14 protein-coding genes and 2 tRNA genes are annotated in these 15389 nt (G+C 32.9%); 7 read left to right on the forward strand and 9 right to left on the reverse strand.

Annotated features, from left to right (window positions below):
- Nucleotides 1-61 precede the first annotated feature (61 nt).
- From IC220_RS00270 to IC220_RS00310, 9 genes are all read right to left on the reverse strand, one after another.
- Nucleotides 62-1087: an ankyrin repeat domain-containing protein gene (locus IC220_RS00270; RefSeq protein WP_188152614.1), complete on the reverse strand. Its 1026-nt coding sequence runs from the start codon at nucleotides 1085-1087 to the stop codon at nucleotides 62-64.
- Nucleotides 1088-1166: 79 nt separating this feature from the next.
- A complete protein-coding gene (gene purF / locus IC220_RS00275; protein ID WP_188152615.1) occupies nucleotides 1167-2540 on the reverse strand; it encodes an amidophosphoribosyltransferase in 1374 nt (457 codons plus the stop codon).
- A gap of 150 nt (nucleotides 2541-2690) precedes the next feature.
- Nucleotides 2691-3779 (reverse strand): hypothetical protein, encoded by a 1089-nt coding sequence (locus IC220_RS00280; protein ID WP_188152616.1) that lies wholly within the window; start codon nucleotides 3777-3779, stop codon nucleotides 2691-2693.
- Nucleotides 3780-3876: 97 nt separating this feature from the next.
- Entirely contained in the window at nucleotides 3877-5088 is a 1212-nt protein-coding gene (locus IC220_RS00285) for a pyruvate dehydrogenase complex dihydrolipoamide acetyltransferase (protein ID WP_188152617.1), read from the reverse strand.
- Nucleotides 5089-5214: 126 nt separating this feature from the next.
- A complete protein-coding gene (locus tag IC220_RS00290) occupies nucleotides 5215-5910 on the reverse strand; it encodes a hypothetical protein (protein WP_188152618.1) in 696 nt (231 codons plus the stop codon).
- Nucleotides 5911-6035: 125 nt separating this feature from the next.
- Nucleotides 6036-7190: an aspartate kinase gene (locus IC220_RS00295; protein WP_188152619.1), complete on the reverse strand. Its 1155-nt coding sequence runs from the start codon at nucleotides 7188-7190 to the stop codon at nucleotides 6036-6038.
- A gap of 114 nt (nucleotides 7191-7304) precedes the next feature.
- The gene (locus IC220_RS00300) at nucleotides 7305-8573 is read right to left on the reverse strand and encodes a M16 family metallopeptidase (RefSeq protein WP_188152620.1); all 1269 of its coding nucleotides are present in this window, start codon (nucleotides 8571-8573) and stop codon (nucleotides 7305-7307) included.
- 2 nt (nucleotides 8574-8575) lie between these two features.
- Entirely contained in the window at nucleotides 8576-9172 is a 597-nt protein-coding gene (locus tag IC220_RS00305; RefSeq protein ID WP_188152621.1) for a superoxide dismutase, read from the reverse strand.
- A gap of 69 nt (nucleotides 9173-9241) precedes the next feature.
- Complete coding sequence (locus IC220_RS00310) at nucleotides 9242-9874, reverse strand: queuosine precursor transporter (protein WP_188152622.1); 633 nt, start codon at nucleotides 9872-9874, stop codon at nucleotides 9242-9244.
- Nucleotides 9875-10061: 187 nt separating this feature from the next.
- Between IC220_RS00310 and IC220_RS00315 the strand changes: the two genes are divergently transcribed.
- The 7 genes from IC220_RS00315 to IC220_RS00345 all read left to right on the forward strand — a co-directional run bounded on the left by IC220_RS00315 (nucleotide 10062) and on the right by IC220_RS00345 (nucleotide 15244).
- On the forward strand, nucleotides 10062-11510 hold the full coding sequence (locus tag IC220_RS00315) for a hypothetical protein (RefSeq protein WP_188152623.1): 1449 nt from the start codon (nucleotides 10062-10064) through the stop codon (nucleotides 11508-11510).
- Nucleotides 11507-12121: a hypothetical protein gene (locus IC220_RS00320; RefSeq protein WP_188152624.1), complete on the forward strand. Its 615-nt coding sequence runs from the start codon at nucleotides 11507-11509 to the stop codon at nucleotides 12119-12121. The genes IC220_RS00315 and IC220_RS00320 overlap by 4 nt, the downstream gene beginning before the upstream one ends.
- Complete coding sequence (locus tag IC220_RS00325; protein ID WP_188152625.1) at nucleotides 12111-12926, forward strand: hypothetical protein; 816 nt, start codon at nucleotides 12111-12113, stop codon at nucleotides 12924-12926. The genes IC220_RS00320 and IC220_RS00325 overlap by 11 nt, the downstream gene beginning before the upstream one ends.
- A gap of 12 nt (nucleotides 12927-12938) precedes the next feature.
- Nucleotides 12939-13012, forward strand: a tRNA-Arg gene (locus IC220_RS00330).
- A gap of 149 nt (nucleotides 13013-13161) precedes the next feature.
- Complete coding sequence (locus IC220_RS00335; RefSeq protein WP_188152626.1) at nucleotides 13162-14646, forward strand: TrkH family potassium uptake protein; 1485 nt, start codon at nucleotides 13162-13164, stop codon at nucleotides 14644-14646.
- Nucleotides 14647-14700: 54 nt separating this feature from the next.
- Nucleotides 14701-14773 (forward strand) — tRNA-Val (locus IC220_RS00340).
- 255 nt (nucleotides 14774-15028) lie between these two features.
- Nucleotides 15029-15244: a hypothetical protein gene (locus IC220_RS00345; RefSeq protein ID WP_188152627.1), complete on the forward strand. Its 216-nt coding sequence runs from the start codon at nucleotides 15029-15031 to the stop codon at nucleotides 15242-15244.
- The last annotated feature ends 145 nt before the right edge of the window (nucleotides 15245-15389 follow it).

A 15389-nucleotide genomic window follows, 5' to 3' on the forward strand; every position in this document is an offset into this window, starting at 1 on the left:
TTAACCTTTATTTATACATTAAGTTTTATTTTATATGTTTAATAAAATAAGTCAAATGAATTTATCCCCTCATCATACCAGTGCGAGCACTTTGGTGCGTTATTTGCGTGAGACGAGTTTCAGGTTCTATTTTTTGTGTTTGTCCACTCAATTGTGTGAACTGGTTTATTCTTTTTCGTACTAGTCCTTCTTGTACTAGTCCCTTTTTACAGCAAGGAGTGTCTTTAACAGGCTCTTTTTCTGGCTTTTCTTCACTACTAATGTAACCACTGTCCCGAGATATACTGTCTTTATCTTGCGGTGTTAAAGATTGCTCATGATTTATAGAAACATATCTGCCATCTTTTAGGTGAGCACCTATAATAACAGGTTTTGATTTTTTATCTTCTGCGCGGTGTTCTCTCGCCATTCTTTTTGCAGCAAAGTCTGCTTTAGCATATATAGGTTCTTGTTCTAATGACTTGTCCTGCATGTCAGATCTCTTTTGTTCTATTACTTTGCTTTCTATGGCAGAATTTACTTCGGCATATATAGGTTCCTGAGGTAAAGAGTTAGTATCTTGTAAATCATCTATCTTATCATAAATAATCTTATTATCCATAAATTGTGCTTCAGTTTTTTGTTGAGGTGTTGGTGGAAGTGGACGCTCTATATTCACTAAAGTGTGCTTTCTTTTAGTATTTATTTCATCTGTATGATCATATTCAGAACCTTTTTCTAATAAAAATCTTATTATAGGATGAAAGATTATCTCCTCTGGTAAGTTTTTTGATGGATCTAATATCAAATTTCTTGAGATCGCTAGTCTTTCAACAGCATGTGTTATAGCATTTCTCTTATTTTTATCAAGTGAATTGACATCAGCTCCTGCATTGACAAGCAATTTTACTATGTCAGTTTTAAGATTTTTTATAGCATATGTAAGTGCATCATTTAAGTATTTATTGTCTTTACTTCTGACAGATTTTTCTTTTTTAAAATATGAAAAAATTTTGTCTAATGTATTAAAGGCACTCAAAGTAAAGTTTACAATTTTCTTGTTGTTAGATTTTATAGCTTGAATCAATAAATATTTTTTAATATTCATAAGTTATCCCTCACTGTTTTAGTTGTTTAGGATGGTATGCTATCTTATAACGGTTGATTTTTTCTTAAATCCGATGCTGTTATGTACCAATCGGATAATTACCAGTGAAACAGGCATCGCAATATTGTGGTGCAGTACTATTACGCTTTTCCTCTTTAACAGCATAATATAACCCTTCAATACTCAAGAAAGCTAAACTATCGACTCCGATACTTTCTTTCATTTCCTCTATGGATAGATTTGCTGCAACTAGATCTTTGCAATCAGGTGTATCTATTCCATAAAAACAGGAGTATTTAATAGGTGGGCTTGAAATTTTTAAGTGAATTTGCTTTACCCCTGCATCTTTCAATATAAGTATTATATTTTTTAATGTGCTGCCTCGCACTATACTGTCATCTATTAAAACTATATTTTTATCCTTTAAGATATGTTTATTGGCGTTATATTTTAGTTTTACTCTTACTTTACGCACCTCAGCAGTTGGTTGTATGAAAGTTCTTCCTATGTAATGATTGCGAATTATCCCAAGCTCCATAGGTAATCCTGAGTGCTCAGAATATCCAATAGCTGCTGGTATACCGGAATCAGGTATTGGTACAACTATATCTGCATTACTGTCTTGAGGACTTTCTTTTGCAAGTGTTCTTCCTATTGCTTTTCTTATATCGTATATAGACCTATTCTCCATGATACTGTCCGGTCTAGAAAAATAGATAAACTCAAAAACACAAAAACTTGATTTTTGTTGTAAAAAAGGAAAGACTGAAGTTAATTTACCATTTCTATCGATAGTTACCAACTCACCAGGTTTTATTTCTCTCACAAAACTTGCATTTACTATATCGAGAGCGCAGGTTTCAGATGCAAGTACATAAGAATCATTCAATTTACCCAAAACAAGAGGTCTAATTCCTGCAGGATCACGTACTCCAATGACCATATCTTGGTTAATTGCTACAAAAGAATAAGCACCTTGTGCCTGCTTTAATGCATCTATAAAACTCTCTAAGAAAGTGTCTTTAGTACTGGCTGCTACCAGATGTAACACTATTTCTGTATCTATATCTGACTGAAAAATACATCCTTTTTGAATCAATTGTTCACGCAATGCTTGAGTCTTAATTAAGTTACCATTGTGTGCTATAGCAAAATCACCAAATTTACTGCTGCTAAGCATCGGTTGTACTCCGTATTTGCTTCCACTTGTTGAGTACCGCACATGACCTATTGCATAATTTCCAGGTAGGGAACTTTTTATTTCATCTATGTCATCTAATACACTACTTACTTGACCTGGAAAGTGATAAGAATACACCTTGCCGTTTTGGCTTGTAACTACACCAAAAGACTCCTGACCTCTGTGTTGCAAAGCATGAAGACCTAATATGGAGTTAAACGCAGCATTGTTACCACAACTTATACCAAATACTCCGCATTCTTCGTGAAGCATAAAAAACTATTAAGCAAAATATAATCTTACTTTAGCGCGAATAAAGTACAAGTGTTTTATTTACAGCACTACTTACAATCTGTTGATGATAAAAGAAGAAGTGGTAATAATTCATTGAATTATTACCACTTGCACAGACAAAGATATGGCTTATTGCTTCACCTTAGACGGATCGCTTACTGCCTTTACATTAACATTAGACAGTTTAGCATCTTTTCTTGGTTCAAATAGCTCAATGAGTTTCTTTATCTTGTTGTCTTTTCTGACATCATTGGAAATCTTTAGACCATCCATAAGCCTCTTTTCTCTTGGGCCAATTATTATTTTAGCTGGTATTTTTTTTGCATCATTTTGACCTACAGAAGACTTATTAGCATCCATAGTACTAGGTGATGGTGGTGCTGAAGGAGTCGGCTGATTTTTAGTATCCATGTGAACTATAAGAGACTTATTAGCATTCATAGTACTAGGTGATGGTGGTGCTGAAGGAGTTGGCTGATTTTTATTATCTATGTGAAGTATAGACCGACTAGCCAAACCAATTTGACTTGGAGACTCCTGAGAATCCGAAGTGCGAGATAGATTGTTAAAGAATGCAATCTTATCTTTTACAGGCGAAGGGTTTTTTTTGATTGGATTAACACTAATATTATGTTTTTCCATGAGGTCTTTCTGTACTACCCCAAATGTTTTAGATAAATTATCGGTAGCGTTAAAAGTGGTATTTACTTCAGTGCTATTATTTGCGTTGAAAAATATACCACTATCATTGCTTTTTTGGGAACTATGAAAATGTTTGTCTTGAGGTGATTTAATTGGTGTGGATGACCAAATTTTAGCCTCTGGAAGTTTTGCTTTATTATCTGCTTGAGGTGCTGATGTTTTATTTGCTTTTGTAAAAGCAAATCCTGCCTTTTCTTTTTGTTCTGGAGTCAATGTTTTAAGTACTTTAGTGACTTGTAATTCATAAGTGTTTAATTTACTATCAGATGTTTTTTGACTTTTTGTATCTACAACTGCTTGAAATTTTTGTTGTGCAGCCAGAGCTTGAGATGTTTTTGGTGCATTTTTTGGTGATCCTGAAGAAATGATTTTTGCATCCATGTTTGGTTGCAATGCAAGATTTGCCTTATTTTCTTGCTTTAATACTAGTTTGGGTTGCTCAATGTTTTCTCCTCTCTTTCTAATTTGCTCGAACACTTTAGCCATATTGTTTTTATGCAAATTTTCTGTAGTCATATTTGTACCTCTCTAGATTTATTAACTGTTATAATGGTAACTTGAAAGATATTAAATTTGTCACAATAACATTGACAAGCCAGACGGCTTTTAACTGTTAAATTAGCATTGACAGAGGATTTTCTACGTAATGTTTAAAGGTGTTTAGGAACTTTGCTCCTAATGCTCCATCAACTGCTCTGTGATCAACAGAGAGCGTAACTGCCATCATTTCTGCTATCTCTACTTTCTCATTCTCGACAATAGGACGTTTTTCAGATGCACCAACAGCCATTATACAAGACTGTGGTGGATTAATTATAGCACTGAAGGTCTTGATACCAAACATACCTAAATTAGAGATAGTAAACCCACCTCCTTGAAACTCTTCGGGCTTTAATTTACCAGATTTTGCTTTGCTCGCTAAAGCTTTTACTTCTTGTGAAATAGACAAAATACTTTTTTTATCGGCATTTTTAACTATAGGGGTAATCAACCCATCATCAAGAGCCACAGCTATAGAGATATCTACATTTGAGTACTTCAGTATCTTATTACTTATCCATGAGGAATTTATTTCAGGAAATTTTCTCATGCTAAGAGCAACAGCTTTAATAACTAGGTCATTGATTGTAACTTTACTGTTTTCAATTGTGGTATTAATTTCATTTTTTAATGATATTAATTTATCAATTTTGCAGTCTACCGTTAGGTAAAAGTGAGGAATGGTTTGCTTAGATTCTACTAAACGCTGAGCTATGATTTGGCGCATATTGCTAACTTCAGTTGCAATATCTTCTGTATTAGTTCTCTCATAATCTTCAAGCTTTACATCGCTGCTTAATATATCAGCTTTAATTATACGTCCATATGGTCCTGTGCCTTTGAGCTGGCTTGTATTGATTCCTTCACTTTGAGCTATTCTCTTAGCTATTGGGCTGATTTTTATTCTGTCTTCATCATTTTGGAGTATTTCTACATTTGGTTTTTCCTTATCTTCTTTTTTAGTTTCATCTTTTTTAGCCTCATCATTACTCCTGGAAGATGCTGCGGTATAGTTGTTAAGTGCATTTTGATCTTCCTCTTCCTCCAGAATTAGGGCTATTAGCTGATTAACAGGTACACCACTTGTTCCCTCTGGCACGAGAATTTTTGCCATGGTTCCTTCATCTACAGATTCAAATTCCATGACAGCTTTATCGGTTTCTATTTCAGCAATGACATCACCCACTTCAACTTTATCTTGTTCTTTCTTATGCCACTTTACTATTTTTCCTCCGGTTTTACTCATTGTTGGAGAAAGAGCGGGCATTAATATCTCTATAGGCATGTATTGTATATTAAAAATCTACTTAATTTTTAAACTACTCCTTACCTGATGTCAATCTAATCGTTAATTGTATGATTTTTTTGAAACTTTAGTGCATGCAAAGCATACATGCACTGAGTCTATTTATTAAGCAGCTATTGCTGCTGCTTGTGCAGCACCACTGTTTACATTAATTTCTTCTAAGCTGCCAGGTTTTTCCTGTGAAAATGAATTTGCATAATCACAAATTTCCTCTATTTTTTCAGGTGATAAACATTTACTTGCGCCATCTGAAGCGTAAGCTACTTGTAAGAGTACTTTTCCAGCACAGTACGGCATGTATGATAAAATATGTACTGCACTAGATGTACACCCTAAGGCATTCATAGAAAAAACAGTAACTTTGTATCCTGCAGTATTTTGGTATCCTGCAGTTTCTTTGTTTTGCTCTTTATGCTTTTCTAGCAGCTTTGATATTTCATATGGGACATGAGATGCACCAGCCATACAATATGAAATGCCTTCCAGGGTATATCCCATAACTAATGCTGTTGCATATAAAGCTTGAGCTCCATATTTTGCAGCATATAGTGAGGGCCTGATAACATAGGAAACTACACCACTTTCAGAAAGTGCTTGTTCCATTGCTTCATCTGCATAGTTGACTACATCTTCAGAATTAACTTCTACAAATTCTTCTTCAGAATTTTGCTCCGTAGTTTCTTCTGCAGAAACAACTACATTAGCATCAACTTCTACGCGTTCTTGTTCGGTTGTTTGAACAGGATTAGCTGGTTCTTCACTAGCATTTCCAAAAATTTTATTTAAAACTGCTCTTAACATTTTTACCTCTTATGTAACTATATATTGATATATTAACTTAATATTAATCACATGTCAATATTAATAATTTTTTTTCAAGATATAAGGTCTTTTATTTTTAGCGTCAGGTAGCTATAGGTTTGAGTCTATGATAGAGAAACAAAGCTGTCATGTAAGTCTTTTACTAAAACTTCAGCATATTCTTTTTTAATGATGATGCTAATTTTGATTTCGGATGTTGAAATAGCAAGCATTTCTATTTTATTTCTCTCTAAAACCTTGAATATGTTATACATCACAGCAGTATTGGATGTAATACCTATACCGATGATTGAAATTTTAGCTATACTATCATTTATAGTATAATCAATATTTTTACCTAATAACTTTTTTGCTCGATCAACATCACACTTGGGAGTTACTAAACTTGCATTATGTATCATATCAACTCTTATATTTGCACCTACTATATCTTTCAAAATGTGTAAAGTAAGATCAGTGAAAGCAATCAATACCTCATTAGTGCTATATGTTATCCCAGTTACTAAATGTTTTTCCAATACATCGTTATTGGGTAACACAGAAGTACCTTCGGATTCTTTAAAAGTGGAAAGTACTTGCAGTTTTATATTATGTCTCATTGCTATTTGTATTGAACGATTATGTAAGATTTTAGCACCAGATAAAGACATTTCCAACATCTCGTCATAGGAAATAGATTTAAGTCTACGTGCTTTGGGAACAATTTTTGGATCAGTTGTATATATTCCATCAACATCAGTAAAAATTTCACAAGTCTTAACATTGAAAGCTACCGCTAAGGCCACAGCAGATATATCTGAACCTCCTCTACCAAAAGTAGTCAATCTATTATTACATACACCCTGAAAGCCAGCAACTATTGCAACTGAGCACCCTTCGGAAAATGATTTTTGCAAACAGTCAATTTTTACTTCCTTAATTTTTGATTCAGAATAGAAATCATCGGTCACAATTGGTAATTGCCAAGCAAGCCACGACTTAGCGTTAATACCTATAGACTGCAGTGTGATTGCTAATAGTCCACACGAAATTTGCTCCCCTGCAGAAAGTAGCACATCATATTCTGATAGTTCTTGCTGACAACTCAAACTCGAGATATGTTGAGCTTGAAGGGCCATTTGATCAGTAAAGCCTGCAGCTGCAGATACAACCACTACTACATTATAACCTCTTTCGATATCATTTTTTATGAGATGTGCAACTCTATTTAAATTAGTTAAAGAGGTTCCGCCAAACTTTTTGACAACTATATTATTCACTGCCTGATTGAAAAATAAACGTACTAAAATAAATTACTACAACCTTTATGTGAATAATGCACGTGATATTTTTTATACAGAAGATTCTTGTGCAATCTTACCCAAAAAATCAAATTAAACTAGCATAGAAACTACTTTATCATAACTTGGCAATGAATTAATTTCTCCAATTGCAGCTAGGGTGGTTTTTTCACACTGAGATAGTAATTTCTCTGCTGTTTCTTGTACATCAGCGGCACTTACAGCGCTAATCTTTTCTATCAACTCGTGTTTGCTGATATATTTTCCGTAGTTAGCATAATAGTAGCTTAAGGTTTCAGCACGTGAGCTGGTACTTTCACGAGACATTAAAATTTGAGATTTGATTCTTTCTTTCACTCTACTCACTTCCTCTGCTTGGAGATCATTTGTGCATAATTTTTTCAACTCTGTTGTTATAGACTGCAGAAGTTTATCTAGATTGCTACTGTCTGTGCCAGCAAAGATCGAAAGTATTCCTGTATCCGTGTAGCTAGAATTAAATGAATAAATGGAATAAGCTAAACCTTGCTTTTCTCTTACTTCTTGAAACAGGCGTGATGACATGCCGCCACCTAAAATAGAATCAAGTACTTTGAATGTGTAATACTTATCATCATGACAGGACACACCTGGAAGACCTATTAACAAGTGCACTTGATCTAACTTTCGGTGCTCCAAATATTCACTACCAGTGTAATCAGCGCCTTCATTTTTTTTTAATTCTTTGGAATGAATTTTTGATAGAGCATCTTTGGTTAATGCAACAATTTCTTCATGCTCAATGTTTCCGGCAACAGCAAGCAACATATTTTCACCAAAGTAATGCTCTCTTGTATAATCATTTAGATCTTCTCGAGTGAAAGAGTTTACCGTCTCTTGTGTGCCTAAAATTGACCTACCAAACGACTGGTCCTTATAAGCTGCTTCCATGTATTTATCAAAAATAATATCACTTGGTGAATCATTAGTTTGAAAAATTTCCTGTATTACAACACCTTTTTCACGCTCTAGTTCATCTTCTGGAAATGTAGAATTCATTAATATATCTATTAATATATCAATGCCAATTGATAAATCTTTCTTGAGAACTTGTGCGTAATAAGAGGTGCTCTCTCTTCCGGTGCTGGCATTAAACACCCCACCTATATCATCAAAAGCTTTGGCAATTTCAAACGCAGTTTTGGTTTTTGTGCCTTTGAAAGCCATGTGCTCTAGGAAATGTGACATCCCACTTTGACTTATGCTTTCGGCTCTGCTGCCGACACCAACTCTGATGTTAAAAGCAACGGAATCTACATCGTGCATATGTTCAGTAATGATACGCAAACCATTATTTAATTTTGTTACTTGAGGTATATTCATCACTAAACCCGTTTTAAATTTTCTTCAGCAAAATCCCAGTTAATTAAATGGTCAAGAAAGACTTTGATATAGTCAACTCTGCGATTTTGGCAATCTAAGTAGTATGCGTGCTCCCACACGTCCATAGTAAGTAACGGTACTTGATTATGGGTTAATGGTAAATCTGCATTTGAAGTTTTGGTAATCTTTAACTTGTTATTTTCCAATACTAACCATACCCATCCACTACCGAATTGATTGACTCCATGTTCAGAGAACATTTCAGTAAACTTATCAAAGCCACCCAAATCATCTTTTATTTTCTTTATAATCAAAGTGTCTTCTTTTGGCTGACCACCACCGTTTTTTTTCATTGAGCTCCAATAAAAAGTGTGGTTCCAAATTTGTGCTGCATTATTAAATATAGGGAGGTCTCCTTGAGCTTTTGTTATTAGCTCTTTAAGTTCCATGTGCTCGTAGTCTTTATCTTTTACCAACGTATTGAGTTTATCTAGATATCCTTTGTGGTGCTTGTTATAGTGAAAATCCAAAGTTTTTGCGGATATGTAAGGTTCCAGAGCTTGTTGCTCATATGGAAGCTCAGGTAAAGTAAAACTCATACTAATCTCCTTATTTTTAAACTTATTGGAATGGTATGATAATATGCACTTTGATGCAACATGTAAAATCTACAGCAGTCTTTTAATTACCCATACTCCAAAATAGAATAGAGGGGTGCTACATACGGTAAAGAGGAATTTAAATGAATAGCTGCTGATAATTATTGCTAACATGCGTTCTATGGGTAAAACATTGAATACGCATAAAATGCTAACAACAATGGACGTATCTATTAGCAAGGAGATAACTGTACTGCCATTATTTCTGAGCCATAAGAAGTTACCATCGGTTATTTTACGTATCCATAAATATAATTTAATATCAATCAGTTGCGCAATATAACATGCAATAATAGATGCAATAAAGTTGACACTATATTTACCAAATACGATATGAAAAACTTCGTTATCAACCTTTGACCATGAAGTAGCATTTAAGCTATCCATTAACATAATAGCTATTGCTATTATTACATTCATTACAATAGCGAGCTTGACACAAAACCCTGCTTTTTCTTTGCCATAAAACTCGGCAATTAAGTCTGTTAATAAAAAAGTCAAAGGATATAATATTGCTCCCACGGATAATTCAAGTGATAAAATGGGTAAAGAAACAAACTTTTGGTATATTAAATTACCAGTCACAATAAGGACTGCAAACAACACACATAGGCAGGTATATATTTTTTCATCTGCTGTCATAAGCAATTTTGCATCTACAGTGAAATCATTATAGCCTATATAATTAATCCTACAATTGTTTGCTTTTTTATGGTTAGGAATGCTAAAAGAAGCGTCATCTTTGATTTTGACGAAAATTTTCCCCTAGTGTTTAATGAATTTCAATAAATTCCTTTTTAAATTTGAGACAAACATACAGTCTGTTAATATGTTTAAATTAAAACCTAAAAGTAAGTTTATGCTTTCTGTTGGAGAAGAAGGTACAATATTATTATATTTTCAAAATGACACCTTAAATAAAAGATACTTTGTGAAGAATAAAAATAGCAATGCAATCGCTGATTTAAAATCATGCCTTGCAGCTGATAAAAAAGCACCTCTGTATTTAACTCTTAATCATCAAGAGCAAAGTTACGCATTACAGTCCATTCCTGGTGTCAATAGAATTAGTGCCTATCTATCAATCAAGACAAAAATGGAACATTTTGCTGATAATCACGATATAAATTCAGCTTTTCTTATTGAAAAACCAAGTAAATTTGACCAGAATTGGTATTATCTTGTTGTCTTATCAAGGGCAAAACACTTAATAGACTATTGGTTGAATGTTTTTATTGAAATAGGCTCAAATTTTAAAGGAATACTAATGTTGCCCATGGAAATGAGTAATATAGCACAAAAGATTTTAGATAAAAATTCCAACGACTGGAAAATTATGGTTACTGCAACCAAAACAGGTGGGTATAGACAAGTAGTGATGAAAAATAATAAAATGGTGTTTACACGTCTAATACCTTTTACTGATGATGAATTACCAGGAATTATTGCAGGTGGAATATATCAGGAAGTACAAAATACTATCCGATCCTTAACTAAATTTGATTTTAAAAGAGATGATCTTATTGACCTTTGCATTGTAGTACAGGAAGATATTAAGGCTAGTTTATCAGTTATTAACTTTTCAGAGAGCAGTGTGAGTATGTTTACTCCATATGAGCTAAGTAAATTGTTAAAATTAGAATTAGCTATAAGTGAAAAGGATAAGTTTTGTGACACTATAATTTTGTTTCATAGTTCTAAAAATAAACCAGTGGCTATATTTCATACAAAAGAAACTAAAGAGTTTTATCTATTTAACTCTTTCTATTTAAACTCTCCACGATTTTTTCCATTTTTTATTCTGACTTTAGTTATAGTCAATGTTTTCTATTTACTGGATTTTTCTTCAAATATTCGTGTTACGAACGATTTGGTGATAAAAGAACAGCTATTAAGCGATCAATTGATAAATTTTAGCCAGAATTACAGTGTAAAAGAGATGGATGAGGTTTACGATTTTATCAACATAAGTAATATTTTATCAAAAATAGAATACTCTCCTCTTGCACAAATTAAATATGTGGAGAAATTAAAAGTACCTCATGTAGAGCTGAAATCTTTTGAGTGGAGTTATGATGAAATAAAAAATTCTATTATTACAAAATTAAAATTCAACTTTCAACCTGATAAAAGTATTTTTGATAAATACAAGAAACTGCAAAAGCGCTTAATTAATAATTTCCGCACCCAAACAGTGAGCATTTCTAATTTACCTGCTACTTTACCCACTGAGGAACAAAATGTAGGTGTTAATGTTGAAATAGAAGAGGCAATATGACTATTTCTCAACTTAAAAGAAAAGCTTTAATTCAGTTTGCATTATACTTTCTGTTATCTGTTGGGCTGACCTTGTTATTAGTGTGTATTATCACTTATAACAAAAAACTCTATGACGAAAATCAAGATGCTATGGATAAAATACATTCTATTAGTGTGCAAATTGTCGAAGCTCATGAAAGAGAGGTTACTCTAAATAAACACTTGAGTTTATGGAAAAGACTTGCTTCTTCAAGCTTGCGTAGTAGTAGATACATTTCTGAACTAAACTTTGAACTCAGTCGGCTATATAAAAAATATTATATATTAAATCCTGGAATATCTATTTCTATACCTGAAAGGGTTGAAGTTCCCTATGCAAGTAAACATACTAAAATAATTAGGAGTAAGGTAACCTTAAGTTTTAGTTCAATAAGCGACAAGCATATTTTTTTGTTTCTACAGTCTATTCCAAGCCTACCTGGTTATGTTATGATTAAGTCTCTTGTCTTGAGTAAGGAAAAGAACATTGATACTATAACTATGAATCAAATCTTGAATGGTGATATGATAGAAATAGTAAGAGCCAATATAGTTTTTGACTGGTATACTGTATTAAAAAATGAGGATTAAATTACTTTTTATTTTTGTATCATTATCCCTTAAGTTTGATGCGTATTGCAGCTGTGAAGATATTGCAGAAAATATAGGAATTTGTAAAGAATACTCTTGTTTGCAGCCTATTGGTAATGAGAATTATATCAAGCATAAAATATTGGGACTGAATAGTGAAAACTTATGTGTATATGTGGAGAAACAAGGTAACGATGAGATGATTTGCTACCACTCTAATCATGGGATGCAGATGGAGAAAAAATATTTTGAAAATGTTTTTAAAACCGGAAATCAAGAAACAGATGATTTTACTGATGTGGTACATTTACGTGCAAAAGAATGTTTCTTTATAAGTGACTACAAGCTAGACTATATGGATCAAAACAATATCATGAAAGAAGCGGTAGATAATGACTTTGGAATTTTATCACAGTATGATGATATAAAAAGTATATTTTTTGATGAAGTTTCGGTTAATAGAATTATTTCTAAGATGGAAAAGTTTAATTTAAAATCTTCGACAACTATAAAGGAGCAAGTAGTAGATGATTTTAATTGTCAGGTAGTGAGACTAGATGCAATTGTACATTTTTCTGCTGATGTATGGAAAATATGGGTAAATGGGAAGTTGTTTATAAATACTAAGGACTTAAAAGTACAGTCAGTAAATGAAGATCATGTAGTTTTTGTTTGGACTGTAGATCGAAAAACATTAAAGAAACAAACTAGTGATTCTCAGAACATATCTTTTGGTAATAACAGTATAAAATTTACGCTTTATCCAAAACAAAAATTTGATTTGGAGAGTTTATCTATAAAATAAATTAAAATATATGCGCTTGTAGCTCAGTTGGATAGAGCGTTGCCCTCCGGAGGCAAAAGTCGTGGGTTCGAATCCCTCCAAGCGCACGCGATGGATTTTTTTCAAAATTCTTTTATTATAGGAAATTTTAGAAGCAGTGCAACTGTGGCGGAAGAAGTGAAATTACCATCAAAAATGGAGTTTTGAAAGAGGTATATTAATAAACCCAATTGAAAAGTAACTTAAAGGAGATAAGATGCAACATTTACAAACTCTACGTTCAATTATATTTATTATAGGAATATTTTTACTATTGTTTGGTTTAACAATGGTTATTCCAATGGTTGTTAACTTTGATCGTGAGTGGAAAATTTTTAGTACTGGAATTATAATCACCTGCACGTTTGGTACACTTTTTACCTTATTAGGCAAAGTAAATAAGCTGCATGGCATATCGGTAGTCTTTATAGCCACTAGTTGCATTTGGATTGTTTTATCTCTGTTTGCAGCTATTCCATTCTACCTTAGTAATTTTAGTTATGTTGATTCATTATTCGAAGCAATATCGGGTATTACAACGACTGGAGCAACTATACTTAACAATGTTGAAACACAATCACCAGGGATACTGCTATGGAGAGCAATGTTACATAGTATAGGTGGCCTTGGTATTATAACAACAGGAATTGCAATTTTTCCAATGTTCAAAATTTTTAGCTTAAATAATTTACTTTATTCGGAATATTCAGATGCTGTAAAAAAAAGACTGCCACATATACGAAGCGTGGTGATTTATATCATGATAATATATTATAGCCTGATTTTGTTATGCATATTTTCCTATTATTTGGCTGGTATGTCACTGTTCGATTCTGTGTGTCATGGAATGTCTACTGTATCAACTGGTGGTTTTGCTAACTATAATGATTCCATAGGGCACTATAACAATCCTATATTGGAAGTTATAACGATTGTCTTTATGATTTTAGGCTCTCTACCTTTTCTCAGTTACTTAAAAATCATAAAACGCTTGGATATTTATCATGATGAACAGGTCTCTTATTTTATTGGAATCACTCTTGTCTCATTTTTATTTGCTGCTCTTTGGTTATATGGAAACGTTGATCTGGAAGTATCAAAATCATTCAGGTACAGCACTTTCACAATTACGTCTTTAGTAACATCCACTGGCTATACAGTTTGCGATTATGTGGGTTGGGGATTTATTTCAGTTTTGACTTTTTTCCTAACCTTTATCGGCGGATGTTGTGGTTCTGCAAGTGGTGGTATAAAAATCTTCCGTTTAATAGTGATTTTAAAATCCATCAAGAATTACTTTCATAATATATTAAATTCAAATACAAATAATAAGATAAAATTCAATAACCAAATCTTAAAGAGCAGTGAAGTCCACTCTGTTTTTATGTTTTTTGCAATTTACATATTAACATTCACTATTGCATCGATAGTAATGTCTTATTTTAGTAATGCTGATTTTGTCACTAGCATAAGTTCGGTTTCTGCTATGCTAACGAATGCTGGTCCAGGATTTAGTAATTTAGTAGGACCTTTAGGTAATTACTCTTCTTTTAGCGATAAGGTAAAATTATTTTTATCCTTGTTAATGCTACTTGGTAGACTAGAAATATTGCCAATTTATTTCTGCATATCTCAGTTAATATTAAAAATTGCCTGCCATAAAGGGTTGTCAAGCAAGCAATTAAAGGATATCAGTAGCTAAATTTCTACTTTTTGTTTACAGTGATAATATAAAACTATAGAATTAAAATTAGAAGGGCGATTAGCTCAGCTGGTAGAGCATCTCGTTTACACCGAGGAGGTCGGCAGTTCAAGTCTGTCATCGCCCATTCTTCGCAATATTAGGTTTTTTTTCTAAATTTGGAGATGTGGTAAATTCTGTGCAGTTCCAGAGAGTGATGGTATCATCATTTAAGGAGTCATTATGGGACCATACAGAACCTGCAATTAAAAAAAGTGGCAAAATGCTCTTCAGAGAAAGTACATGTTAATCATTTGCGTATTACAATACGTTATTAATAACTTTACAAATCAATATAAAATTATAGTATTTTGTAATATTAAATATTACAAAAGGTAGATATATGAGTAAAAAATACAAAGGTGATTTAGCGTTGGAAGCAGCATCTGCAGCAGGGGCTCTTATTGGTCTTGGCTTAAATTTTACAGTTTTGTCACCTTTAGTGATAGGTGGTATTGTGAGTTTTTCATCTATAACAATGTTTCTTGTATTAGTATCATGTTTGTTAGAAGATGTCTTGAAAAGAAATGAAAAGATAAATATACTAAAGCAAATGTAGAATTAAGAGGTAAAAAAATGTATCCAAGTGACATAAGTGACAAAGAATGGGAAATACTAGAGCCATACGTTGCACAAGGGGCAATAGGAAGGCCAAGAAAACACGATATTAGAGCGATTATTAATGCAATAAGATATATAATGAA

This window comes from Wolbachia endosymbiont of Pentalonia nigronervosa (assembly GCF_014534705.1).
GTDB lineage: Bacteria > Pseudomonadota > Alphaproteobacteria > Rickettsiales > Anaplasmataceae > Wolbachia.

Excerpts from the sequence above, each read along its gene's own strand:
- IC220_RS00290 (WP_188152618.1), bottom strand. The coding sequence starts at position 5,910 with ATGTTAAGAGCAGTTTTAAATAAAATTTTTGGAAATGCTAGTGAAGAA.
- IC220_RS00300 (WP_188152620.1), bottom strand. The coding sequence starts at position 8,573 with ATGAATATACCTCAAGTAACAAAATTAAATAATGGTTTGCGTATCATT.
- IC220_RS00280 (WP_188152616.1), bottom strand. The coding sequence starts at position 3,779 with ATGACTACAGAAAATTTGCATAAAAACAATATGGCTAAAGTGTTCGAG.
- IC220_RS00325 (WP_188152625.1), top strand. The coding sequence starts at position 12,111 with ATGAGGATTAAATTACTTTTTATTTTTGTATCATTATCCCTTAAGTTT.
- purF (WP_188152615.1), bottom strand. The coding sequence starts at position 2,540 with ATGCTTCACGAAGAATGCGGAGTATTTGGTATAAGTTGTGGTAACAAT.
- IC220_RS00310 (WP_188152622.1), bottom strand. The coding sequence starts at position 9,874 with ATGACAGCAGATGAAAAAATATATACCTGCCTATGTGTGTTGTTTGCA.
- IC220_RS00320 (WP_188152624.1), top strand. The coding sequence starts at position 11,507 with ATGACTATTTCTCAACTTAAAAGAAAAGCTTTAATTCAGTTTGCATTA.
- IC220_RS00335 (WP_188152626.1), top strand. The coding sequence starts at position 13,162 with ATGCAACATTTACAAACTCTACGTTCAATTATATTTATTATAGGAATA.
- IC220_RS00305 (WP_188152621.1), bottom strand. The coding sequence starts at position 9,172 with ATGAGTTTTACTTTACCTGAGCTTCCATATGAGCAACAAGCTCTGGAA.
- IC220_RS00285 (WP_188152617.1), bottom strand. The coding sequence starts at position 5,088 with ATGCCTATAGAGATATTAATGCCCGCTCTTTCTCCAACAATGAGTAAA.
- IC220_RS00345 (WP_188152627.1), top strand. The coding sequence starts at position 15,029 with ATGAGTAAAAAATACAAAGGTGATTTAGCGTTGGAAGCAGCATCTGCA.
- IC220_RS00270 (WP_188152614.1), bottom strand. The coding sequence starts at position 1,087 with ATGAATATTAAAAAATATTTATTGATTCAAGCTATAAAATCTAACAAC.
- IC220_RS00315 (WP_188152623.1), top strand. The coding sequence starts at position 10,062 with ATGTTTAAATTAAAACCTAAAAGTAAGTTTATGCTTTCTGTTGGAGAA.